19 protein-coding genes, 1 pseudogene and 1 riboswitch are annotated in these 21,668 nt (G+C 70.8%); of the genes and pseudogenes, 8 read left to right on the forward strand and 12 right to left on the reverse strand.

Annotated elements, in window-relative coordinates; translation table 11 throughout:
- Positions 1-62: 62 nt before the first annotated feature.
- Both BCD49_RS46490 and BCD49_RS25395 read left to right on the forward strand, forming a co-directional pair.
- On the forward strand, positions 63-155 hold the full coding sequence (locus BCD49_RS46490) for a hypothetical protein (RefSeq protein WP_007511348.1): 93 nt from the start codon (positions 63-65) through the stop codon (positions 153-155).
- Complete coding sequence (locus BCD49_RS25395) at positions 152-1,270, forward strand: enoyl-CoA hydratase/isomerase family protein (protein ID WP_007511346.1); 1,119 nt, start codon at positions 152-154, stop codon at positions 1,268-1,270. The genes BCD49_RS46490 and BCD49_RS25395 overlap by 4 nt, the downstream gene beginning before the upstream one ends.
- 4 nt (positions 1,271-1,274) lie before the next feature.
- On the opposite strand, the gene BCD49_RS25400 is transcribed toward BCD49_RS25395, so the two are convergent.
- Together BCD49_RS25400 and BCD49_RS25405 are read right to left on the reverse strand one after the other, a co-directional pair.
- On the reverse strand, positions 1,275-2,306 hold the full coding sequence (locus tag BCD49_RS25400) for a ribonucleotide-diphosphate reductase subunit beta (protein ID WP_035925121.1): 1,032 nt from the start codon (positions 2,304-2,306) through the stop codon (positions 1,275-1,277).
- The gene (locus BCD49_RS25405) at positions 2,297-4,810 is read right to left on the reverse strand and encodes a ribonucleoside-diphosphate reductase subunit alpha (protein ID WP_116439428.1); all 2,514 of its coding nucleotides are present in this window, start codon (positions 4,808-4,810) and stop codon (positions 2,297-2,299) included. Before BCD49_RS25405 ends, BCD49_RS25400 begins: the two co-directional genes overlap by 10 nt.
- Positions 4,811-5,056: 246 nt before the next feature.
- Positions 5,057-5,285: riboswitch (cobalamin riboswitch) on the reverse strand.
- A 315-nt stretch (positions 5,286-5,600) separates the two neighbouring features.
- Here BCD49_RS25405 and BCD49_RS25410 point away from each other — a divergent pair.
- Entirely contained in the window at positions 5,601-6,926 is a 1,326-nt protein-coding gene (locus BCD49_RS25410; protein ID WP_071041992.1) for an LLM class flavin-dependent oxidoreductase, read from the forward strand.
- Between the two features lie 121 nt (positions 6,927-7,047).
- Here BCD49_RS25410 and BCD49_RS25415 read toward each other — a convergent pair whose 3' ends face one another.
- Complete coding sequence (locus BCD49_RS25415; protein WP_063630282.1) at positions 7,048-7,701, reverse strand: GntR family transcriptional regulator; 654 nt, start codon at positions 7,699-7,701, stop codon at positions 7,048-7,050.
- A 177-nt stretch (positions 7,702-7,878) separates the two neighbouring features.
- Positions 7,879-8,397, reverse strand: a complete 519-nt coding sequence (locus tag BCD49_RS25420) for a flavin reductase family protein (protein ID WP_007511340.1) — start codon at positions 8,395-8,397, stop codon at positions 7,879-7,881.
- A gap of 172 nt (positions 8,398-8,569) precedes the next feature.
- Between BCD49_RS25420 and BCD49_RS25425 the strand changes: the two genes are divergently transcribed.
- Complete coding sequence (locus BCD49_RS25425; protein ID WP_007511339.1) at positions 8,570-10,081, forward strand: MmgE/PrpD family protein; 1,512 nt, start codon at positions 8,570-8,572, stop codon at positions 10,079-10,081.
- A gap of 34 nt (positions 10,082-10,115) precedes the next feature.
- Complete coding sequence (prpB, locus tag BCD49_RS25430) at positions 10,116-11,030, forward strand: methylisocitrate lyase (RefSeq protein WP_007511338.1); 915 nt, start codon at positions 10,116-10,118, stop codon at positions 11,028-11,030.
- A gap of 70 nt (positions 11,031-11,100) precedes the next feature.
- On the opposite strand, the gene BCD49_RS25435 is transcribed toward prpB, so the two are convergent.
- The 4 genes from BCD49_RS25435 to BCD49_RS25450 form a co-directional block, all read right to left on the reverse strand.
- Positions 11,101-11,826, reverse strand: a complete 726-nt coding sequence (locus BCD49_RS25435; protein WP_071041993.1) for an adenosylcobinamide amidohydrolase — start codon at positions 11,824-11,826, stop codon at positions 11,101-11,103.
- Positions 11,827-11,936: 110 nt separating this feature from the next.
- Positions 11,937-12,812 (reverse strand): CbtA family protein, encoded by an 876-nt coding sequence (locus BCD49_RS25440; protein WP_007511336.1) that lies wholly within the window; start codon positions 12,810-12,812, stop codon positions 11,937-11,939.
- Positions 12,813-12,827: 15 nt separating this feature from the next.
- Positions 12,828-13,046, reverse strand: coding sequence for a CbtB domain-containing protein (locus BCD49_RS25445; protein ID WP_007511335.1), 219 nt, complete (start codon positions 13,044-13,046; stop codon positions 12,828-12,830).
- Positions 13,047-13,304: 258 nt separating this feature from the next.
- A complete protein-coding gene (locus BCD49_RS25450; RefSeq protein ID WP_007511334.1) occupies positions 13,305-14,135 on the reverse strand; it encodes a helix-turn-helix domain-containing protein in 831 nt (276 codons plus the stop codon).
- A 126-nt stretch (positions 14,136-14,261) separates the two neighbouring features.
- Between BCD49_RS25450 and BCD49_RS25455 the strand changes: the two genes are divergently transcribed.
- Positions 14,262-14,852 carry a carboxymuconolactone decarboxylase family protein gene (locus BCD49_RS25455; protein WP_007511333.1) on the forward strand — a complete coding sequence of 197 codons (591 nt, stop codon included), beginning with the start codon at positions 14,262-14,264 and terminating at the stop codon, positions 14,850-14,852.
- A 123-nt stretch (positions 14,853-14,975) separates the two neighbouring features.
- Here BCD49_RS25455 and BCD49_RS25460 read toward each other — a convergent pair whose 3' ends face one another.
- Together BCD49_RS25460 and BCD49_RS25465 are read right to left on the reverse strand one after the other, a co-directional pair.
- Complete coding sequence (locus BCD49_RS25460) at positions 14,976-16,631, reverse strand: hypothetical protein (protein WP_007511331.1); 1,656 nt, start codon at positions 16,629-16,631, stop codon at positions 14,976-14,978.
- Positions 16,632-16,755: 124 nt separating this feature from the next.
- Positions 16,756-17,457: a cysteine hydrolase family protein gene (locus tag BCD49_RS25465; RefSeq protein WP_007511329.1), complete on the reverse strand. Its 702-nt coding sequence runs from the start codon at positions 17,455-17,457 to the stop codon at positions 16,756-16,758.
- 518 nt (positions 17,458-17,975) lie between these two features.
- On the opposite strand from BCD49_RS25465, the gene BCD49_RS25470 reads away from it, so the two are divergent.
- Together BCD49_RS25470 and BCD49_RS25475 are read left to right on the forward strand one after the other, a co-directional pair.
- A complete protein-coding gene (locus BCD49_RS25470) occupies positions 17,976-19,157 on the forward strand; it encodes a sulfotransferase family protein (RefSeq protein WP_007511326.1) in 1,182 nt (393 codons plus the stop codon).
- A 93-nt stretch (positions 19,158-19,250) separates the two neighbouring features.
- Positions 19,251-20,630: a serine hydrolase domain-containing protein gene (locus BCD49_RS25475; protein ID WP_007511325.1), complete on the forward strand. Its 1,380-nt coding sequence runs from the start codon at positions 19,251-19,253 to the stop codon at positions 20,628-20,630.
- Between the two features lie 187 nt (positions 20,631-20,817).
- Here BCD49_RS25475 and BCD49_RS25480 read toward each other — a convergent pair whose 3' ends face one another.
- The gene (locus tag BCD49_RS25480) at positions 20,818-21,180 is read right to left on the reverse strand and encodes an HIT family protein (RefSeq protein ID WP_241832396.1); all 363 of its coding nucleotides are present in this window, start codon (positions 21,178-21,180) and stop codon (positions 20,818-20,820) included.
- Between the two features lie 362 nt (positions 21,181-21,542).
- Positions 21,543-21,668 (reverse strand): annotated as a pseudogene (locus BCD49_RS45265) (IS982 family transposase); the annotation flags it as partial.

Consider the following 21,668-nt stretch of genomic DNA (forward strand, 5'->3'; position numbering starts at 1 on the left):
CTCGTTGTTGCGAGATCTTCGCAACTAGCGGATACCTCACGGAGTTTGGTTTGGAGACGATCATGCGAGACCCACGGATGCGCCAGATCCCCGAGAGCACCAACGAGATCATCCGGGTGGTCGCGTCCCGTTCGGTGCTGGCGGAGGCCCGATGACCGCCGCCACGTCCATCGCCACCTTGGCGACGGAGGGTACCGACGACGTGATCCGCCGCGTCGACGGCCGCGTCGGCCGACTCACCCTCGACCGACCGAAGGCGATCAACGCGCTGACGCACGCCATGGTGCTCGCGATGATCGAGGCGCTCGACGACTGGGCCGCCGACGACTCGATCACCTGCGTCGTCGTCGACGGCGCCGGCGAGCGCGGACTGTGCGCCGGCGGCGACGTCCGGGCCTTCTACCGCGACGCGCGGTCCGGCGGAACTGGATCCGTGGACTTCTGGGCCGACGAGTACCGGCTGAACTCGTTCATCGCCCACTACCCGAAGCCCTACGTCGCGCTGATGGACGGCCTGGTGATGGGTGGCGGCGTCGGGATCTCCGCGCACGGCTCGGTCCGCGTCGTCACGGAGCGCTCCAGGATCGCCATGCCGGAGACCGGCATCGGGTTCGTGCCCGACGTCGGCGGGACCTGGCTGCTCTCCCGGATGCCCGGCGAGACCGGCACCCACGCGGCGCTCACCGCCGGCGGCCTGTCCGGCGCCGACGCGATCACGGCCGGGCTCGCCGACCACCTCGTCCCCGCCGAGCGGCTGCCGGCACTGGTCGGCGCCCTGTCGGCCGGGACGGCGCCGAGCGACGCCGTCGCCGCGCTGGCCGTCCCCGCCGGCAGCGGGAACCTCGCCGCCGAGCGCGGCTGGATCGACACCTGCTACGCGGCGGACAGCGTCGAGGAGATCCTGGCGCGCCTGCGCGCCAGCGGCGATCCGGCGGCGGCCACCGCGGCCGACGAGATCGCGGCGAAGTCGCCCACGGCGCTCGCCGTCACGCTGGCCGCGCTGCGCCGAGTGGCCGGGCTCGCGGACCTGGACGCGGCGCTCGTCCAGGAGTTCCGCGTCTCCACCGCCTGCCTGCGCCACCCCGACCTGGCCGAGGGCATCCGGGCACAGATCATCGACAAGGACCGTTCGCCGCGCTGGTCGCCGCCCGCGCTCGCGGACGTCGACGCCGCCCTGGTCGCGGGGTTCTTCGCCGTGCCTCCGGGCGGCGACCTCGATCTCGACCTGGACCGAAGCCCCGCTCGTACCCGCCGGAACGCGACCCGATGACCGGTCAGAAGTCCTCGTCGAAGGAGACCGAGCCGGCGATGGCGACCTGGTAGGCCGAGACCCGGCGCTCGAAGAAGTTCGACAGCTCCTGCACGTCCTGCAGCTCGAGGAACGAGAACGGGTTCGCCGACCCGAACATCGGGGCGAACCCGAGCTGGACGAGCCGGCGGTCGGCCACGTGCTCCAGGTAGGCGCGCATGTCGACGACGGTCATCCCGGCGACGCCCCCCGCCAGCAGGTCCCGCGCGAACTCGGTCTCCGCGTCGACGGCCTCGGCGAGCATCTGGCGCACCGAGGCCTCGAACTCGCCGTCGACGAGATCCGGCTCCTGCGCCCGGATGGTCCGCACGACGTCGAGCGCGAACTCCATGTGCATGGACTCGTCGCGGAACACCCAGTTGGTGCCGGACGCCAGCCCGTGCAGCAGGCCCCGGGAGCGCAGGAAGTAGACGTAGGCGAACGCGCCGTAGAAGAACAGCCCCTCGATGCAGGCGGCGAAGCAGATGAGGTTGAGCAGGAAAGCCCGCCGGTCCGCGCGGGTGCTCAGCTGGTCGAGGCCGCCGAGCGTGTCGATCCAGCGGAAGCAGAACTGTGCCTTCGCGCGGATCGACGGCACGTTCTCGACGGCGGCGAATGCCTGGGCGCGTTCGTCGGCGTCGGGGAGATAGGTGTCGAGCAGCGTCAGGTAGAACTGGACGTGCACGGCCTCCTCGAACAGCTGCCGGGACAGGTAGAGCCGGGCCTCCGGCGCGTTGATGTGGCGGTAGAGGTTGAGGACCAGGTTGTTGGCGACGATCGTGTCGCCGGTCGCGAAGAAGGCGACCAGCCGGTTGACCAGGTGCCGCTCGGCGGGGCTCAGCCGGTGCAGGTCGGCGAGGTCGGAGTGCAGGTCGACCTCCTCCACGGTCCACGTGTTGCGGATCGCCGCCCGGTAACGGTCGTAGAAGGCCGGATAGCTCATCGGCCGCAGCGTGAGGCTCATACCCGGGTCGAGCAGCATCGGCCCAGTTCCAGCGGCGGGCGTCGTCACTGGCATGCCTCGCAGATCTCGGGGTTCTCCAGGGAGCAGGCGACGGCCGCGGCCTCCTCGCCGTCCCGCGGAGTCTCCTGGGTCGGGATGGTGTGGGTCGCCGCCGTCACCGTCGCCTGCTGGATGCGGGTCGCGGGCCGCGACCGCAGGTAGTACGTCGTCTTGAGGCCGCTCGACCAGGCGTAGGAGTACATCGACGAGAGCCGGCCGATGTTCGGGTCGGCCATGAACAGGTTCAGCGACTGGCTCTGGTCGATGTAGGGCGTCCGCGCCGCCGCCAGGTCGATCAGCGCTCGCTGCGGCAGTTCCCAGGCGGTCCGGAACAGGACCCGCAGGTCGTCCGGCAGCTCGCCGATCTCCTGGACCGAACCCTCGGCCGCCCTGATCCGCTCCCGGACAGGCGCCGTCCACAGTCCCCGGCCGCGCAGCTCCTCGACGAGGTAGCTGTTGATCTGCAGGAACTCGCCGGACAGCGTCTCGCGCTTGAACACGTTGGACACCTGCGGCTCGATGCACTCGTAGCAGCCGGCGATCGACGCGATGGTCGCGGTCGGCGCGATCGCGATCAGCAGGCAGTTGCGCAGGCCGTGCTCGACGATGTCGGCCCGCAGCGCGGCCCACCGGGCCGGCTGCGACGGCGTCACGTCGAAGTGGTCCGGGTGCAGCACCCCACGCGCGGCCCTGGTCTGCGCGAACGCCGGGTGCGGGCCGTGCTCGCGGGCGAGCTCCACGGACCGTTCGAGCGCGGTGAGCACGATCTCCTCGGAGAGCCTGGTGGAAAGCTCCCGGGCGGCGGCGGAGTCGAACGGCAGCCGCAGCGCGAAGAAGACGTCCTGCAGTCCCATCACGCCGAGCCCCACCGGCCGCCACCGGGGGTTGCTCGCGGMGGCCTCGCCGGTCGGGTAGTAGTTGATGTCGATCACCCGGTCGAGGAACGTCACCGCGGTGCGGACGGTGGCCCGCAGCATCGCCCAGTCGATCCGCCCACCCGGGTCCGCTGTCGGGGCCGTCGAGGACGTCGACGGGTCGCCGTCCGCGAGCCGGGGCGCCAGCAGGTGTCGGGCCAGGTTCACCGAGCCGAGGTTGCACACCGCGGTCTCGGCGTCGCTGGTGACCTCGAGGATCTCGGTGCACAGGTTCGACAGGTGGATGACGTTTCCCGGCTCGGCGGTCTGGTTGCCAGTCCGGTTCGCGGCGTCCTTGAAGGTCATCCAGCCGTTGCCGGTCTGCGCGAGCGTGCGCATCATCCGGGCGTACAGGTCGCGCGCGGGCAGCTGGCGGACGTAGCGCCCCGCGGTCTCCGCCGCCCGGTAGGCGCGGTCGAACTCGTCGCCCCACAGGTCCGTCAGCTCGGGGACCTCGTCGGGGTCCATCAGCGACCACGACTCGTCGGCGCGCACCCGGCGCATGAACTCGTCCGGGATCCAGTGCGCGAGGCTGAGGTTGTGGGTGCGCCGGGCGTCCTCGCCGGTGTTGTCCCGCAGCTCGAGGAACTCCTCGATGTCGGGGTGCCAGGGTTCCAGGTACACGCAGGCGGCGCCCTTGCGCCGGCCCCCCTGGTTGACGGCGGCGACCGAGGCGTCGAGGGTGCGCAGCCACGGCACGATCCCGTTGGAACGCCCGTTCGTGCCGCGGATCAGCGCGCCGCGGGACCGCACCCGGGAGAAGCCGATCCCGATGCCGCCGGCGAACTTCGACAGCCGGGCGACCTGGCTGTACCGCTCGTAGATGGACTCCAGTTCGTCGCGGGGCGAGTCGACGAGGAAGCAGCTCGACATCTGCGGATGCGCGGTGCCCGCGTTGAACAGCGTCGGCGAGCTCGGTAGGTAGGCGAGCGACGCCATCAACCGGTACAGCTCGGCGGCCTCGGCGACGTCGTGGGACAGCCCGCAGGCGACCCGCAGCAGCCAGCGCTGCGGGGTCTCCACGACCAGCCGGGTGCGCGGATGGCGCAGCAGATAGCGGTMCGCCACGGTGCGGATGCCGAAGTACTCGAAGGCCCGGTCGGCGTCCGGGTCGATGAGCGCGTCCAGCTCGGCGGCGTGCGCGGCGACGAACGCGGCGGTCGGGTCGCCGATGAGGCCGAGGCGGTGGCCGTTCGCGACGCCCTCGCTGAACGAGGTGATCCCCTGACCGGCGACCTCGTCGGCGATGAGCGCGGCGAGCAGGCGGGCGGCGAGCCGGGAGTACTGCGGCTCCTCACCGATCAGGTCCGCGGCCGTCTGCACGGCGAGCTTGTCGAGTTCCTCGGCGCTCACCCCGTCATAGAGCCCCCCGATCGTGCGGGACGCGACCCGGAGCGGGTCGACCCGATCGAGATCATCCGCGCGGCGTGCCACCGCGTCGGCGATCCCGCTGACGTCGACGGGTTCGAGCGTGCCGCCGCGATGGCGGACCCGCATCGCCTGGGTGCCGGTCGAGCCAAAGGACGCGCGGAAATGATCTTCTTTCGCGCGTCCTTTGGCCCCGAGGCCAGGGTCTGCTGTCGGGGACGATTCGGTGACGGTCAACGTCTCTCCTCGCGCGAGTCCGCTCGTCGGTCTGGACCGGTGGCGTCAGGGAGGAGGCCACCGTCTCGGGGGCATCCCGGCAGGCGGGCACCTGACGGTCCGGCGCACGGCGGCGACGCGGCGCGACCGACCAGGGGCGCGACGATGCCAGGCCATGGTGGCGACCGACGAGGTGCCCGTGCCCGGACAAGCTCCGGCACGGTGATCCCGGCCCTCCCTCGAGGCCGTCGGACCGCCGCGCGCGTGTTCGCGCGCGGCGCGCTGGCAGGTCTTCGGACTCGTGGGCTCCCGTCGGCACCGGTGGCGCCGACGGACCTACTGGCCGTCGCTTCCCAGGCGCGCCGTCGCGCGCCCAGTGCTCCTGACGGCGGTCGTTCCCACATACCGCTGCGGGGCAGTCCCGGACTCTCGCCGGGTTCCCTCTTACGACGGCCGCCCTTGGCGGGACGGCCGAACCAGTGCGTGCCTCACCCTACATATGAGAATCACAGGCCTGCAAGTAGCCCACATGTTGTGTCGCGGCGGATGCGTGCCACCCTGTCGACCCCGGATCCGGCCGCGTCACGGCGAGCCGAACGGGGCCGCGGCGAGGCGCCGCGGCGGCCTGGACGGGCGCGGACACACCCGCGAGGGGCGGTCCTACGCTGCTTGTTCTCCGCCCGATGTTCTCCGTCCGAGTTGACCCGGCGGCGCACCGAGGGTCTACTGTGACCACATCTCTGATATATCAACCTTGAGAGGGGTGGACGTGTCCGCTGGACGCGACGATCAGCTCACCCTGGTCGCCTTCATGCAGGCCTCGAACGTGTCGGTGTACTCGGGCTCCTGGCGGTACCCGAACTCGGCGCCGGACTTCCTCGACCTGCGCTACTACCAGCGGATCGCGCGGACGCTCGAGGACGGCACGTTCGACCTGATGTTCTTCGACGACCGCCTCGCGATGYCGTCGATCTACGGCGGGTCCCCGGACGACGCGGTCCGCTACGGCGCCCGTCCCGTCAAGATGGACCTGACGGCGGTGCTGGRTGCCGCCGCCGCGGCGACGTCGCACCTGGGTCTGGGGGCGACCTACTCGACGACCTACTACCCGCCGTTCCACGTCGCGCGCACCTTCGCCACCCTCGACCACCTCAGCGGCGGCCGGGCGGCGTGGAACGTCGTCACCTCGGTGAACGACGCCGAGGCACGCAACTTCGGCGTCGAGCAGCACCTCGGCCACGACGAGCGCTACGACCGCGCCGAGGAGTTCATCGAGATCGTCACCCAGTTGTGGGACTCCTGGGAGGACGACGCCCTCGTCCTGGACCGCGCCGCGGGCATCTTCGCCGACCCGGCCAAGGTCCACGAGATCAACTACCAGGGCAAGTACTTCAACGTGCGCGGCCCGCTCACGGTGCCCCGCCCGCCGCAGGGGCGCCCGCCCATCATCCAGGCCGGCCAGTCCGGCCGGGGCCAGCGCTTCGCCGCCCGGTGGGCCGACCTGATCTTCACCGCGGACCCGAGCCAGGCTGTCGCCCTCGAGCACTACAAGGCCCAGAAGGAGCAGATCACGGCCGAGGGACGCGACGCGGCCGCCGTGCGCATGCTGCCGATGGTCTACGCCGTGGTGGGCGAGACCGAGGCGATCGCCCGGGAGAAGGAGAACATCTTCCTCAACGAGCTCGTGCACCCACTGGCGTCGCTGACGCTGCTGTCCGAGCTCACCAACCACGACTTCTCCGGCTACTCGCTCGACGACGAGATCACCGACGAGCTCATCGCCTCCATCTCCGGCATCCGCGGTCTCGTCCAGGGGGTGAAGCGGCACCTCGGCGGCGGGAAGCTGACCCTGCGCACCCTCGCCAGCCACCGGGCCTCCCTGCTGCAGGGCCCACGGTTCGTCGGCACCGGCGAGCAGATCGCCGACCAGATGCAGGAGTGGTTCGAGAGCCGCTCCTGCGACGGCTTCGTCCTCGCCGCGACGCACTTCCCCGGCGCGTTCGAGGACTTCGTCCGGATGGTCGTGCCCGAGCTGCGCCGCCGCGGCCTGATGCGCTCCAGCTACACCGGCTCGACGCTGCGGGAGAACCTGGGCCTCGCCCGGCCCGCCAGCAGTTTCGCGGCACCGGGAGCCTGACGGGAGGCTGATCAGCGGGACCGTACTCGGATCCGAACAGGCAACGGTTCGACGTTCGGATCCGAGTACGGTCCTGGCGATTTCCGCGCCGGCGGTTCGGCGAACCCCGCCGGGAACCGTGCTAGCTGGCGACGCTGGTGCCTGGCAGGGGAGCGGCGTCGCCTGCCGGCTGAGGGCCGAACATCCGGGCCACGAGCAGCCGGCCGGCGTTGATCACATGTTCTTCCGAGACCCGGCGGGCGCGGGCGGCGTTGCGGGCGGAAAGCGCGTCGACGATGTCGTCGTGCTCCCGCAGGGCGCAGCCCGCCTGCTCGGGAACCATGTCGAAGAAGGACCACGGGATGATCCGCCCGGTCTGGCGGATCAGCGCGATGAGCCGCACCGAGTCGCTGGCCCGGTTGATCGCCCGGTGGAACAGGAAGTTCGGCATCTTCGGGTCACCGCCGGCCTCGACGGCGACGCGGACGCCATCGGCGAGCCGCCGCACCTCGTCGAGGGCGGTCACCGAGATCCGCTCCGCGGCCCAGGCCGCCGCGGAGCCCGCGAGCTGGGCGCTGAGGGCGAAGTTGTCCTCGACGTCGCGCTGGCGCAGGCCGATGACGGTGACCCCGCTGCGGGGAGCGACCTGGACGAGCCCCTCGAACTGCAGCGTCAGGCACGCCTCCCGCACCGGGGTCCGGCTCGTGCCCAGCCAGGCGGCGGTCTCGTCCAGGTCGATGCGCGTCCCCGGGCCGAACCGGCCGCTCATGATCTGGTCGCGCAGAACGTCGGCCACCCGGTCCCTGRCGGTCGCCCCCAGCCGGAGYCGACGAAGGCCGGTCCCGTCGGCGTCACCCGCCGAAGCCGGGGCGTCTGTTGTCACCGCTCGCTCACCCTCGATGACTCCGCCAGCAGGCGGATGTAGGTGACTCGACGCTGACACGGCCATCAGCGTATATCAGAGAGGAATGTCTCAGGCGACGTCCCCGATGAGATGGAACCTGCGGCGGAAATAGACGGCGGGAAGATCGTCGCCGACCCAGGTCCGCTCGACCCGGCCCAGCAGGATCGAGTGGTCGCCCGCCGGCTGCACCGCGTGGGTGACGCAGTCGAACGTCGCGCTCGCCCGGTCGAGGACGGGCAGACCGTGCTCGTTCGAGCGGAAGCCGGCGTCCGAGAACTTGTCAGCACCCCTGGTCGCGAAGCGGACGGCGAGGTCCGCGTGCTCGGGATGCACCACGTGCACGACGAACCGCTCGGCCGCCGCGAACACCGGATGACACTCGGCCGTCGCCGCGAGGCAGACCAGTACGAGCGGCGGGTCCATGGAGACCGAGCAGAAGGAGCTGGCGGTGAAGCCCCACCAGCGCCCGGTGTGGTCGGCCGTCGTCACGATCGTCACGCCGCTGGGAAACAGCGACATGGCCTCGCGAAAGAGCCGCGGCGCGTCGTCCGCCAGATCCGTACGGGGGCTGTCTGCCGCACTTGTCACAAGAACAGCCTGCCGGATTGATATATCAGGTGTCAAGGAGTGCATGGCTTCGGCCGGCCCCGGTCTCCAGCCGGCCAACTGTCCGATCGGACCATCGGTTGGGGCTCCCGACCCGTCCCAGGCCAAGATGCCGGACCGGAGAGAGACTCGCCCCGAGGAGAGGTGTGACCGCATGATCGAGCACAAGGTGCGCGTCTACCGCAGCGAGGAGCGGCTGGCCCGGGACGAGCAGCTCGCCTGGAAGATCGCCGCCGTCGCGACCGACCCGGTGGAGGTGACCGGCGAGGTCTCGGAGATGGTCATCAACCGGATGATCGACAACGCCGGCGTCGCGGCGGCGTCGCTGGCCCGCGGGCCGGTCGCCGCGGCCCGGGAGCAGGCGCTGCGGCACCCCGCGGCGGCCGGGCGGGCCGGCGCCACGGTGTTCGGCGTGGCGCCCGAGACCCGGGTCTCCCCCGAGTGGGCGGCCTGGGCGAACGGCGTCGCCGTGCGCGAGCTCGACTTCCACGACACCTTCCTCGCCGCCGACTACTCCCATCCCGGCGACAACATCCCGCCGATCCTGGCAACCGCCCAGCACGTCGGGCTCGGCGGGCGGGAGCTGCTGCGCGCCATCGCGACCGGCTACGAGATCCAGGTGGCGCTGGTCCGCGCGATCTGCCTGCACAAGCACAAGATCGACCACATCGCGCACCTCGGGCCGTCGGCCGCGGCCGGGATCGGCACGCTGCTCGGCCTGCCCACCGAGACCGTCTACCAGGCCGTCGGCCAGGCGCTGCACACCACGACGACGACCCGCCAGTCCCGCAAGGGTGAGATCTCCAGCTGGAAGGCCTACGCGCCAGCGTTCGCCGGGAAGATCGCCGTCGAGGCGGTCGACCGGGCGATGCGGGGCCAGGGCGCGCCGTCGCCGATCTACGAGGGCGAGGACGGGGTGATCGCCTGGCTGCTCGACGGCCCACAGGCGCGGTACGTCGTCGGCCTGCCCGGCCCCGGCGAGCCCAAGCTCGGCATCCTGGACACCTACACCAAGGAGCACTCGGCGGAGTACCAGAGCCAGGCGCTCATCGACCTGGCCCGCCGCCTCGGCCCCCGCCTCGGCCCCGAGCTGGCGACGGTGCGCCACGTCGTCATCCACACCAGCCACCACACCCACCACGTGATCGGCTCGGGCGCGAACGACCCGCAGAAGTACGACCCGACGGCGAGCCGCGAGACCCTGGACCACTCGATCCCGTACATCTTCGCCGTCGCGCTGCAGGACTCCGACTGGCATCACGAGCGCTCCTATGCACCCGAGCGCGCCGCCAGGCCCGACACCGTCGAGCTGTGGCGGAAGATCACCACGGTCGAGGACCCGGAGTGGACCCGCCGCTACCACGCGACCGACCCGGCCGAGAAGGCGTTCGGCGGCCGGGTCGTTGTCACCCTCGCGGACGGTTCGGTGGTCGAGGACGAGATCGCCGTCGCCGACGCGCACCCGCTCGGCGCCCGGCCGTTCGGGCGGTCCGAGTACGTGGCGAAGTTCCGCCGGCTGGCGGCGGGCGTCGTGCCGACCGGCGAGCAGGACCGCTTCCTCGACGCCGCGGTGCGGCTGCCGGAGCTACGCCCGGACGAGCTGGGCGAGCTGACCCTCGTACCCGACCGGCCCCTGCCCGCCAGCTGCGCAGGCGGGCTCTTCTAGCCAGCAGGAAACCAGCGACCAGAAGGGAATCGCGATGCTGCACGCCCAGACCTCGGCGGCGAGCCGGCGGGTAGCGCTGCGCGAGGCGCTGGTCGCCTCCCAGAGCGGAGGCCGGGGGCTGCTGCGTTTCCCCGGCGCGTTCAACCCGCTGTCCGCCCTGCTCATCCAACGGCTCGGGTTCGACGGGGTGTACGTCTCCGGCGCGGTGCTCTCCGCCGACCTGGGCCTGCCCGACATCGGGCTGACCACCCTCACCGAGGTCGCCGGGCGGTCCGGCGCGATCGCCCGGGTGACCGACCTGCCGGCGATCGTCGACGCGGACACCGGCTTCGGCGAGCCGATGAACGTCGCCCGCACCGTCCAGGTCCTCGAGGACGCGGGCCTCGCCGGCTGCCATCTGGAGGACCAGGTCAACCCGAAGCGGTGCGGCCATCTCGACGGCAAGTCGGTGGTCGAGACCGCCGAGATGGCCCGGCGGATCCGCGCGGCCGTCGCGGCCCGCCGCGACCCGAACTTCGTCATCTGCGCTCGGACCGACGCCCGCGCGGTCGAGGGCCTCGGCGCGGCGGCCGACCGGGCCAGGGCCTACGTCGAAGCCGGCGCGGACATGATCTTCCCGGAGGCGATGGCCAACCTGGGCGAGTTCGCGGCCATCCGCGAGGCCGTGGACGTGCCGCTCCTCGCGAACATGACCGAGTTCGGCAAGAGCGAGCTGTTCACCGCGACACAGCTCGAGTCGGTCGGCGTGAACCTCGTCATCTACCCGGTCACCCTGCTACGCCTCGCCATGGGCGCCGTCGAGGACGGCCTGCGCCGTCTCAAGGACGAAGGCACCCAGGCCGGCGTCGTCGACCGCATGCAGACCAGGGCCAGGCTCTACGAACTGCTCGACTACGCCGACTACAACGTCTTCGACGACGAGATCTTCAACTTCCGCCTCCCCGGCTGATCTCCGGGTGCGCTGATCTCCAAGCGCGCTGGTTTCCGCGTGCGCTGGTCTCCGYGTGCACCGACCGTGCTCAGATCGGGGGTTCGGACCATMGGACCGCGTAGCGCGCGGTGCCCTCGGCGACAGCCGCGTGGACGGCACGGGCCAGCCGTGCTCCCCACTGCGAGCGCGGGCCGCAGTACTCGGCCTGCGACCCTCGGTCGGCGGGTCCGTCCGGGCAGCACACCACGATGGCGTCCGACGCGGTACCGGTGCCGGGCACGCCGGCCTCCAGCAGAGCCTGGCTCTTGGCCTCGGTGGCCGTGACGACCGCGTTGACCAGGGCGGCGTCGCTCAGCCGCACGGGCAGCAGGCAGACCAGGTTGACCGTTCCGGGATGCCACCTGGCCGCCCGCGTCGGCAGGTCACCCGACGCGGCGGCCCACGTCGGGTACGACAGCCCGACCGTGGCGTCGCATCGAACACCACCATCACTGGCGCCGCACATCTGCCGGACGTCCGCCGCGGTCATCAGCCCGGCACCGCCACCCTCCGGCAGACCGAGTTCGGCGGCGATCTCGCTGAGGTGGCCAGCGGGATCGTCCCGACGATAGTCCTGCGCCACTCCGGCATTGATGACCCACTCACCACGCGCGAGCCCGCCGCCGAGCACCGCGCTGGAGATCATCCGCACCGGCGCGGCGAACCGCCAGACCAGCGCCGCACGCGGCTGTCCGGTGCCGTCGTCCCGGTGCTCGAGCCGGTCGAGCTTCACCGTCAACGACGGGACAGCCGGCGACCCGGCGTCGCCCGCCATCGCCACTTCGGCGACGCCAGCCGCCGCACCGAAGGTGACCTCGGACGCGGGCCCGGCGGGCCGCCGAGGGCGACCCGCCGGGTTTTCGGTCGAGATGGGTACGTGGTCCGTCAGGATGCCGGCGACGCCGTGACGACGCCTGCCGGACGGGTGGCCGGCGCGGGAGCCTTCGCCTTGGCGGTGACGCGCTCGGCGAGAGCGCCGAAGGCGAGACCGATCGTCGCCCACATGATCATCTGGGCGATGAGCGAGTACAGCCGGAACTTGAACAGGACGTCGGCCGGAAAGCCCGGGTACACGATCTTCCCGTCCGGGTCCAGCAGCGGCTGGGGGGTTTCGGTGGCGTGCCTGCCGTACTGGGACTCGTTGAGCGGGAAGTGGCCCAGGGCGGGCAGCAGCGCCATCGCGACGGAGACGACGACCACGAAGCCGAGCGCCGCGAGCAGGCTGCCGTACCACGCGCCGAAGCGTCCGGCGAGGCGGTATCCGGCTACGACGGCGAGGATGAGCGCGACGGCGGAGATGCCGACCATGGCCAGGTAGACCGCGCTGCGGTCGCCGATCGTCTCACCGTGGCCGACCGCGGGCGGGTTCGCGGGGTACTTCACGAACGGCACGGCGTAGAAGCCGACGAAGCAGGCGGCGGCGAGGAGCGCCGCGAGCACCCGCGGCCGGATGTCGGGGAAGCGGCGGGAGACGACGAGGTAGGCCACGACGAACAGGCCAGCCATCGCCAGGCCGAACAGCACCATCCCGGTGGCGATTCCGAGGTTGCGCTGGAGCCCTCGGCTGAAGATCTCCGCCTCTTCCCCACCGACTGTCAGGCCGGCGGCCTTGTAAAGCTCCGCCTGGGCCGCGTCACGACCCGCTTCGTAGTCGATCGCGCTCTGGATAAACGGCTCGGCGAATATCCGGGCGAAGACGAACGCCAGCAGGCCGCCGAGAGCGCCGGCGCCGAGGGCGCGGAAAATGAAACGCGATTCCATGACGACTCCGGCTGCTCAGTGGCAGGGGAAGCCGAGGAAGTGCCGCGCGTCGTGCACGAACTCATGGATGTGGCTGTCCTGACCGAACAGCGACGTCGCGCCCTGGTCGATACCGATGAAGTAGTACAGCAGGAGCGAAAGAATGAGGACGCCCCCGAGCCATAGTGCTCGTGAGGTGACGGGCGAGGAGATAGCTCGGTCGTGTGCCTCGACCACAGGCGCGTTGGTACTCACGGTAGCCCCCTTCGGGATCACGCGTCCCTGAACATTCGGACCGGACCCGCAGGTGGGTCTGACTCTCAAGCGACCGCCGGACGGGCGGGAAGGCTTGATCACAGTGGCGCGACCGTGCCGGACTCGCACCGGCTTCCACCTACAGATCGCGTTCGAAGTGTGCGGGGAGCACCAGAGCCTGTCAATGGCCCATCAACCAGATCACACCACCGATACCGGCCGCGGCCGCGCGTGGGAGCATGGCGGGCACCCCTCCGATCAGACCCAGCTGGCGGCACGCAGGCGCGACCAGTTCTCGCGGGTCGCATCATCGCTGGGGAAGAACGACTCCAGCCGGAGCTCCTGCGCGGTGATGTCGATCGGCGTGCCGATCGTGGACACCACGGAGAACAGGTTGAGCGGTGTGCCGTCCACCTCGAACTGCACGTCGACCACGGGCGCCGCTTCCAGGCCCGACTCCGGGGCGGCGAGCAGCGAGGCGACGCCGGGCCTGGCCCGCAGCCCGCGCACCAGTTCGGCGGTTCGGTCATCCAGCACTCCGCCCACGGCCTCGCGACGCGCCCGTTCCAACAGGTGCGGGACGACGCTGTTCCAGTTTCGGATCGCCCGCCGGACCGGGCCAGGTTCGATGACCAGTCGAAGCACGTTGGCCGGCTCCGGCACCGGTTCAGGCGCGCACAACCGCCCGAACAACAGCTGGGCACCCTGGTTGGCCCGCAGCACGTCCCAGCTCCGGTTCATGATCACAGCAGGCAGCGGATCGTGCTGGTCGAGCATCGCCGCCAGTGCCGCGCCGACCTGGCGCAGCCGCGGGCTGTCCAGCGGCTCATGGGCGTACGACGGCGCGTAGCCACCGGCCAGCAGCAGAAGATTGCGGTCGCGCAGCGGGATGTCGAGCGTACGAGCCAACCGCTCGATCATCTGGCGGCTTGGCCGGGCCCGGCCGCTCTCGACGAAGCTCACGTAGCGGGGCGTGCTCCCGGCGGCGGACGCCAGATCCAGCTGGCTGAACCGGCGGAGGCCCCGCCAGTGGCGCAGCTGATCGCCGAGCGCCGAACCGGGCAACGAGGCGGCATCCGGCGGCACCATGCCACGGACGCTAGCCGGTCGCCGACATCGAATCCCTTCCCTGCCAGGGAATCGCGCCGCCACCTGCGGTTCGGGAGTCTGCTGGCAGCCGCCGGCCGTCGGCGGCATCGAGGAAAGGCGACGACGATGAAGCTCACCGTCCACACCACCGAATCCGCTCCCGTCGACGCCGCGCCGCTGCTACGAGGCATCGCCGACGACCTCGGCATCGTCCCCCACCTGGCCGGCACGATGGCCAGCTCTCCGGCTCTGCTCGCCGGGTTCGACGGGATGCGCCGCGCCCTCGGGACGGCCCGGCTTCCGCTGCGGGAACGCGAGGTGGCCGGCCTCGCCGTGGGCGTCGCCGTCGACAACGCGTACGGCGTCGCCTTCCACTCGACGATGCTGGACCGGCTCGACATCGACGTCGCGGACATCGCCGCGATGCGCGACGGCCGCGAGCCGGCCGAGCCGCGCGACGCCGCGGTGTACGCGCTCGCCCGTTCCCTCGCTGTCGGCCGCGGCAGGGTCGATGACGCGGTCCTGGACCGGGCAGCCGCGGCCGGCCTCGACGACGGCCTGATCCTCGACGTCGTCCTCGAAACCGCCTTCGCGGGCCTCGTCGGCCTCGTCGACAACCTCGCCGACCGGGTCGAGCTGGACGGTTTCCTTCGCCGATGGGAGTCGGGCGACCAGCACGCCAGCTCCGCAAGTGGCTCCGGCATGGTCGAAATCTGATCGCACATGACGACGGCCGCCGTGCCAGGAGGTGGAGGACCACGTCCGCGGCGCGGGCGGCGCCGCTGGCGGGGCGCGCCGGGTCAGTCGCGCGCCCCGCCAGCGGGATTGGGGGTACAGGGGTCAGCCCGCGGCGGCCGACGCCTCCGGTGCCGGCGCGGTCCCGCTGTCCTTGTCCTTCTTGCTGGGCTGCTGGGGCACGCCGTGGACGCGCTCCAGCTCGATCTCGTCGGCGTCCGGTTCCCGTGGCGCCGGCTTGGTCAGGGCGAAGACGACGCAGATGGCGGCCAGGAGCAGGTAGCCCAGCGCGACCTGGCCGTTGGCGTCCCACTCGACCTTCTCGCCATGAATCAGGCCGATGAACGAGAGCACCGCGCCGATGGCCGAGAAGATCGCCGCCGAAATGAATCGTTTGTCGATGATGAAGGCGACGATCGAGCCCAGCACGAGGCCGGCCAGGATCGCCCCCTCACCGAAGATCATCAATCCCTTGTAGATGACTCCCGCCTGGTTGATCTTGTCGTAGCCCACCTGGGTCGCGCTGGTGCCGGCGGCCGACARCACGTTGTCCATCAGGCCGACCGCCCACGAGGCGATGTTGGGCAAGAGGGCCGCGACCACCGCCGGCGCGTGTGCCCGGGGCGAGACCTGGAAGGCCTGGGCGCCGATGAGCAGGCCGATGTAGAGCAGGATCGGCACGATCGCCGGYAACGGGAGAATCGAGCCGAGGAGACTGAACAGGCTGAAGAAGCACAGGACCGCGATCATCACGCCGGTGGCCAGCGAATAGCCGGTGCGGCCGCCGGCGCCCTTCCAGCCGGGGTGGCCGATGTAGACGGCGGGCGGGAACGGCGAGCCCAGGCAGGAGCCGATCACGGCGCCGAAGCCGTCGGCCAGCAGGACCGCGCGCAGGTTGTAGTTGTCACCGGCCGAGGCGGCGCTCTCCACGTTGGTCATCGCCTCGGTGAAGTTGTAGACGCCCAGGGGAATGGCGGTCGCCAGCAGCGGCGAGAGGTCCTTCAACCCGGAGAACAGCATGTCGAACCGGAAGTCGGGCACGGCCAGCGCGATGTCCTTGGCCGCCGAGGTCACGTCCGGGGTGTCCATGAAGCCGCCGATCCAGCCGATCGCCGTGCCCACCAGCAGCGCGACAGCCCCGATCGGCAGGTTCCAGGGCAGCTTGATGTCGGTGAGCAGCCCGACGATGAGCAGGGCGAAGACGGGCAGCGCGATCCAGGCCGCCTCCCACATCTGCCCGACCGGCCGCATCGAGATGAACGCGACCGAGATACCGGCCAGGGTGCCGAGCATTGCCGCCCGAGGCGCGTAGCGGCGGATCGTCGGGCCGACGAACGCGCCGAGCATGACGATCACGCCGATGATGAAGGCCCACGCCATGCCGGCTTCCCAGGCCTTGAACGGGTCCTTCGTCTTCAGGTAGATCGGCAGCATGATGACGAACGTGACGATGAACATGTGCGGCACGCTGGGCCCGTACGGCATCGCCGTGACGTCCGACCGGTTTTCTTTGATCGCGAGCCGGCGGGCCAGATAGGTGTAGTACAGATTTCCGAGGATCAGTGCGATCCCGAGTGCGGGCAGAATCGTGCCGAGCACATCACCCTTGGGAATCGCGATTACGCCGATGCACAGCCCCGTCAGTACCAGGACGTTGACCAGGACGTTGATACCGAGACCGAAGAAGGCGTTGAGGTCCCCCCGGACCCACAGCGGCGGACCGGCGGTGGCTGTGCCGCCCGTCCCTGGAAACTTCACCATGGCAGACTCCTCAATGACGGGTGGGCACAGCCGCGGCGCGGCTGCCCGGGTGCTGGCCGCGGACGCGGCCGGTCATAATCCGCCCGGCGCGCGGCGGCCGGATTCCTGAACTACCGGCCGGTGGTCACTGGGCCGCGGACGCCGCCGAGAGGGGCGCGAGCGCGTCGATGAACGCGGCCGACGGCGCGACCCAGCCGAAGATTCCGCCCTGCGCGGCGATCATCTCGAGGGCGACCCGCTGGAACTCCGGGAAGTAGCTGCCGACGCAGTCGGACAGGACCAGGCACTCGTACCCGCGGTCGTTGGCCTCCCGGACCGTCGTGTGCACGCACACCTCGGTCGTGACCCCGGTGACGACGAGGCTCTTTATGCCCTTCTCGGCCAGGATCTCGCCGAACGACGTGGCGTAGAAGGCACCCTTGCCGGGCTTGTCGATGACGATCTCACCCTCGATCGGCGCGAGTTCGTCGATGATGTCCTGGCCGTACTCGCCGCGAATGAGAATTCGCCCCTTCGGGCCGACGTCGCCGATTTTCAGGGCCGCGTTCCCCCGGTTCAGCTTGGCCGGGGGCAGGTCCGAGAGATCCGGCTTGTGGCCTTCCCGGGTGTGTATGACGGTCAGGCCGGCGGCACGGGCGGCGGCGAAGACCGCCGTCAGTGGCTCGATGGTGCTCCGCAGCTGGGACACGTCGTTGCCGAGGCTTTCACCGAAGCCGCCCGGCTCCATGAAGTCACGCTGCATGTCGATGACGACGAGGGCCGTCGTGGCTGGATCAAAGGTGAAGTCGTATGGACGGGCCGAAACGGTGAGTGGTGCGCTCGTCATGCCAGAGTCCTGTCGTCGGCGGAGACGGGGACGGTATGCGGTGACCGGGAAAACCAAACCGGTTGGTGTGGTCGTCGGAGCACCTCGCGGATCACCGCGCAGGACGGGAGCGGCCCCAGGGCTGGGGGGCGAGCCGGCCGGGATGCCCGGATCCGGAGGMCTGCACGTGCGATTCGGTCGGGATTTTGGTCTTGATACCGCGGGCGCTAGCTGCCTTCGACGACTGTCGGGCCGTTCGGTTTCGGGGCGCGTGTCGCTGTGTAACGCAGCGGTAAATGACGTATACAATCGCGTATCCGGCGTCGTATACAGATCTCCTTGCTGGCGACGCTAGCGACACCAAGTAGTCGGTTCATCACCATCAGCCAGACCGTCGACTCGTTCGCCAGTGAACGGCGCGATCGTTGCGGGCCGGCCGACCAAGATCCGGTACGGTTACTCGCCTGGGCCGCTTTGCCGCTTTCAACCCCTATGACGCCCCTTGCTACGTTGAGGGCCCCCTGGGGAGAGGTTGAGGCGTGCACGCAAACGAGCTGCTCACAGCGGCTGTAGACAGCACCGGGCTGTCCGACTTCGGCGACGACGAGATCTTCGGCGGGGACGGGTGGCGGGACGGCCTTGCCCGGCTGATCGACGATCTTCCCGGAGCACGGTTCAACGAGCTGGGGCACCTGGCCCTGGGGATCGAGATGGGCGCCTACCTCAGCCGCCGGCTGCGGATCGTGGACTACCACCGCGCCAACCCACAGATCCGGGACCGCGACATCACCCCGCCGGTGATCATCGTGGGACAGGCCCGCACCGGCACCACGCTGCTGCATGACGCCCTCGCCCAGGACAGCGCGCATCGGGTGCCGATGACCTGGGAGGTCGAGCAGCCGGTGCCGCCGCCGCGGACCGAGACCTACGAGACCGACCCCCGCATCACCGAGGCCGAAGAGCTCTACGCCGTCACCGACACGCTCATCCCGGGCTTCCGCACGATCCACCAGATCGGCGGACGGCTCGCGCAGGAATGCGGCCGGATCATGGGTACCGCGTTCATCAGCACGATCTTCCCCTACCAGTACCACGTGCCCGGATACATGCACTGGTGGCTGCACGACGCCGTCAGGGACGGCCACATCGCCGGCGCGTACGTCTGGCACCGGCGTTTTCTCGAGGTGCTGCAGAGCGAGCACCGCGGCCAGCGCTGGCTGATCAAATGGCCGTCGCACATCTGGACGCTGCCGCAGCTGATGGCGCAGTACCCGAACGCGCTGCTCGTGCAGACCCACCGCGACGTGGCGAGGCTGGTCGCCTCCAACACCAGCCTGTCCGCCGCGCTGCGCAGCCTGCACTCCGACCAGGTCGACCGGGAGGAGACCGCGGCGCTGTTCGCCGAACTGCTCGTCGACGGGGTGGAACGCTCCCTGGACGCCCGGCTCGACGGGACCGTGCCGGCCGACCAGGTCATCGACATCCAGTTCGCCGACCTCATGGCCGACCCGATGGCGACCGTGCGGGCGATCTACGACCGCTTCGGCTTCGAGCTGAGCCCCCAGACCGAGGCCCGGATGGCCACATTCATCCAGGGCAACAAGCGGGAGACGAGCGGGCACCGTTACGCCTTCGCCGACACCGGCCTGGACCTCGCTGACGTCCGGGCCCGCACAGCCCGGTACACCAAGTACTTCAAGGTCGCCGAGGAGGACGTGTAGCCGACGGAGTTAGCTGGACCCCTCCGCATCATTGGCCAGAGGATCACGCCAGATCACGCCAGATCACGCGAGACCGGGCTAGAGGAAGGGGCGATGGCCTTGCCGTCCGAGGAGCTGTTGCCGAGTACACGCCGCGCGCTGCTGCACCGGCTGGCCGTCGGGCAGGCGGAGGGGCGCACGCCCTCGCTGGTCGGCGCGGTCGTGCGCGGCGGCCGACTCGTCTGGACCGACGGCCGGAGCATGATCGACGGGCACAGCCCGGACGCCGACGTCCAGTACCGGATCGGCTCGATCACGAAGACCTTCGTCGCGGTGCAGGTCATGCGCTTGCGTGACGAGGGCGTGCTGGACCTGGCGGACCCGCTGGACCGTCACCTTCCCGGCACCACGGCCGGGTCGCTGACGATCGCCCAGCTGCTCGGCCACACCTCTGGCCTCGCGTCCGAGACCCCGGGCCCCTGGTGGGAACGCACCCCGGGATCGCTGCGGCCACAGCTTGGTGACGTGCTCGGCCAGCCGGCGGTACGCCACCCGGCGGGCCGCCGGTTCCACTACTCGAACCCCGGGTTCGCACTGCTCGGCGCGCTGGTCAGCCGGCTGCGCGGACAGCCGTGGGGCGAGGCGCTGCGCCAGGAGGTGCTGGCGCCTCTCGACCTCACCCGGACCGCACCGTCACCTCAGGCCCCGCACGCCGGCGGCTTCGCGGTGCACCCGTGGGCCGACGTGATGCTGCCCGAGCCGTTGGAGGACACCGGGGTGATGGCGCCCGCGGGTCAGCTCTGGTCGACCGCCGCCGACCTCTCCCGCTGGGCGGCGTTCCTGGCCCGGGGGGCCGGCGGTGTCCTGGGCGCCGGCACCCTCGCCGAGATGCGCCGGCCCGCGTCGGAACCGGACGAGGCCGACGACTGGACCGGCTCGTACGGGCTCGGCCTGGAACTGCGACGGCAGGACGGCCAGGTGCTCTACGGCCACACCGGCTCGATGCCGGGATTCCTCGCGGCGCTCTGGGTGAGCGAACGAGACGACGTCGCCGCCGTCGTCCTGGCGAACGCCACCTCCGGACCGGCGGTCCCGCTGATCGCCGCCGACCTGATCCAGATCGTGGCCGAGCACGAACCGCGCATCCCGGACCCGTGGCGCCCGCTGCCGACCCCCGATCCAGAGCTGCTGGCGCTCACCGGCCTGTGGCACTGGGGACCGGCACCGCACCTGCTGCACCTGCGCGCCGACCGCGGGCTGGAACTCGTCCCGTATGGCGCGACCGGCCGCGGTGCCCGCTTCCGGGCTGAGGCGAACGGCACCTGGACCGGCCTCGACGGCTACTACGCGGGCGAGACGCTGCGTGTCGTCCGGGCGCCCGACGGCACCGCCAGACACCTGGACATCGGCAGCTTCGTGTTCACCCGCACGCCGTACGACCCGACCACCGACCTCCCCGGCGGCCTCGCCCCACAAGGCTGGCAGACCTACTGACCCGCGCCGAGGCGCACCTCGGCGTGGAAGATCGCCAGCTCTGTACCGCGATCCGAACCTCGAGCCCGCCCCAGTTCGGATCCGGATACAGAACCGCTGATCAGGCCCACGGTGCGACGATCTTGCCGGGCCAGCCTTCGCCGAGGCGGCGCCAGATCGTCGAGCCGCCGCTTCCGACCTCTGGGCGTCAGGAATCCGGGAGGTGGCCGGCCAGCAGGGTGGCGAGGCGGTCCATCTCGGCGGCGGGGACCCAGCGTCGCTCGGGTGCACGCAGCTGGGCGAACACGGCCGGACCGCGCTCGTCCGGGGAAAGGTCCGGGGCCCGCGGGATGACGTGGACGTGCAGATGCTCGAAGCCCACCGCCTCGGAGAAGCAGGCGACGTAGATCTTCTGACAGTCGAGGGCCGCGGTGAGCGCGACGCTCAGCCGCCGGGTCACCAGTCCGAGCTCCGCCGCCTCCGCGGCGGTGAGGTCCGCCAGCGACAGGACGTGGCGACGGGCGACGACCACCAGCCAGCCGGGTATGGCCGACGTGAACGCGTGTGCCACCCGCCAACCGTCACCGACAAGGATCCGCTCCCTGGGTGGGAGCGTCGCCGGCTCGGCCGCGTTCTGCGTGCAGGAAAAACAGCCGGCTCCGGGCGGCTTCCCGTCATCCACAAGATCTACGCTAACGGGGCGGGCCGGACCGCAGCCGCGCGCTCAGCCTGTGCGACGTCACGGGGAATCCTGTCAGGCGTCAGGGGCGCGAAACGCTGCTGGTCGTGGCCGTGAGGTCTGACAGGACGTCCGGGATCCCCTGGCGCCTGCCACGGCGCGGGAGCGGAGTGATCGGGGCGGCGTTCCGCGCGGCCGTTGCCCCGGGCAGACATTGCCTGAGGCAGCACTAGACGAGTAATTCCGATCTCTGGTCAGTGGTCGTAGGCGATCAGGGAGCGGGTGACGGGCGCGGCGGTCTTGTTGTTGTGCCAGATCGCCGCGGCCATCGCCAGTAGGCGCTGGGCGACGCGGACCGCGACGCCCTCGAAGGTCCGCCC

Source organism: Pseudofrankia sp. EUN1h (assembly GCF_001854645.1).
GTDB classification, from domain to species: Bacteria; Actinomycetota; Actinomycetes; order Frankiales; family Frankiaceae; genus Pseudofrankia; species Pseudofrankia saprophytica.

Coding starts and splice junctions, on each gene's coding strand:
- BCD49_RS46490 (WP_007511348.1), top strand. CDS start 63: ATGCGAGACCCACGGATGCGCCAGATCCCCGAGAGCACCAACGAGATC.
- BCD49_RS25395 (WP_007511346.1), top strand. CDS start 152: ATGACCGCCGCCACGTCCATCGCCACCTTGGCGACGGAGGGTACCGAC.
- BCD49_RS25400 (WP_035925121.1), bottom strand. CDS start 2,306: ATGCCAGTGACGACGCCCGCCGCTGGAACTGGGCCGATGCTGCTCGAC.
- BCD49_RS25425 (WP_007511339.1), top strand. CDS start 8,570: ATGATCGAGCACAAGGTGCGCGTCTACCGCAGCGAGGAGCGGCTGGCC.
- prpB (WP_007511338.1), top strand. CDS start 10,116: ATGCTGCACGCCCAGACCTCGGCGGCGAGCCGGCGGGTAGCGCTGCGC.
- BCD49_RS25440 (WP_007511336.1), bottom strand. CDS start 12,812: ATGGAATCGCGTTTCATTTTCCGCGCCCTCGGCGCCGGCGCTCTCGGC.
- BCD49_RS25450 (WP_007511334.1), bottom strand. CDS start 14,135: ATGGTGCCGCCGGATGCCGCCTCGTTGCCCGGTTCGGCGCTCGGCGAT.
- BCD49_RS25455 (WP_007511333.1), top strand. CDS start 14,262: ATGAAGCTCACCGTCCACACCACCGAATCCGCTCCCGTCGACGCCGCG.
- BCD49_RS25465 (WP_007511329.1), bottom strand. CDS start 17,457: ATGACGAGCGCACCACTCACCGTTTCGGCCCGTCCATACGACTTCACC.
- BCD49_RS25475 (WP_007511325.1), top strand. CDS start 19,251: ATGGCCTTGCCGTCCGAGGAGCTGTTGCCGAGTACACGCCGCGCGCTG.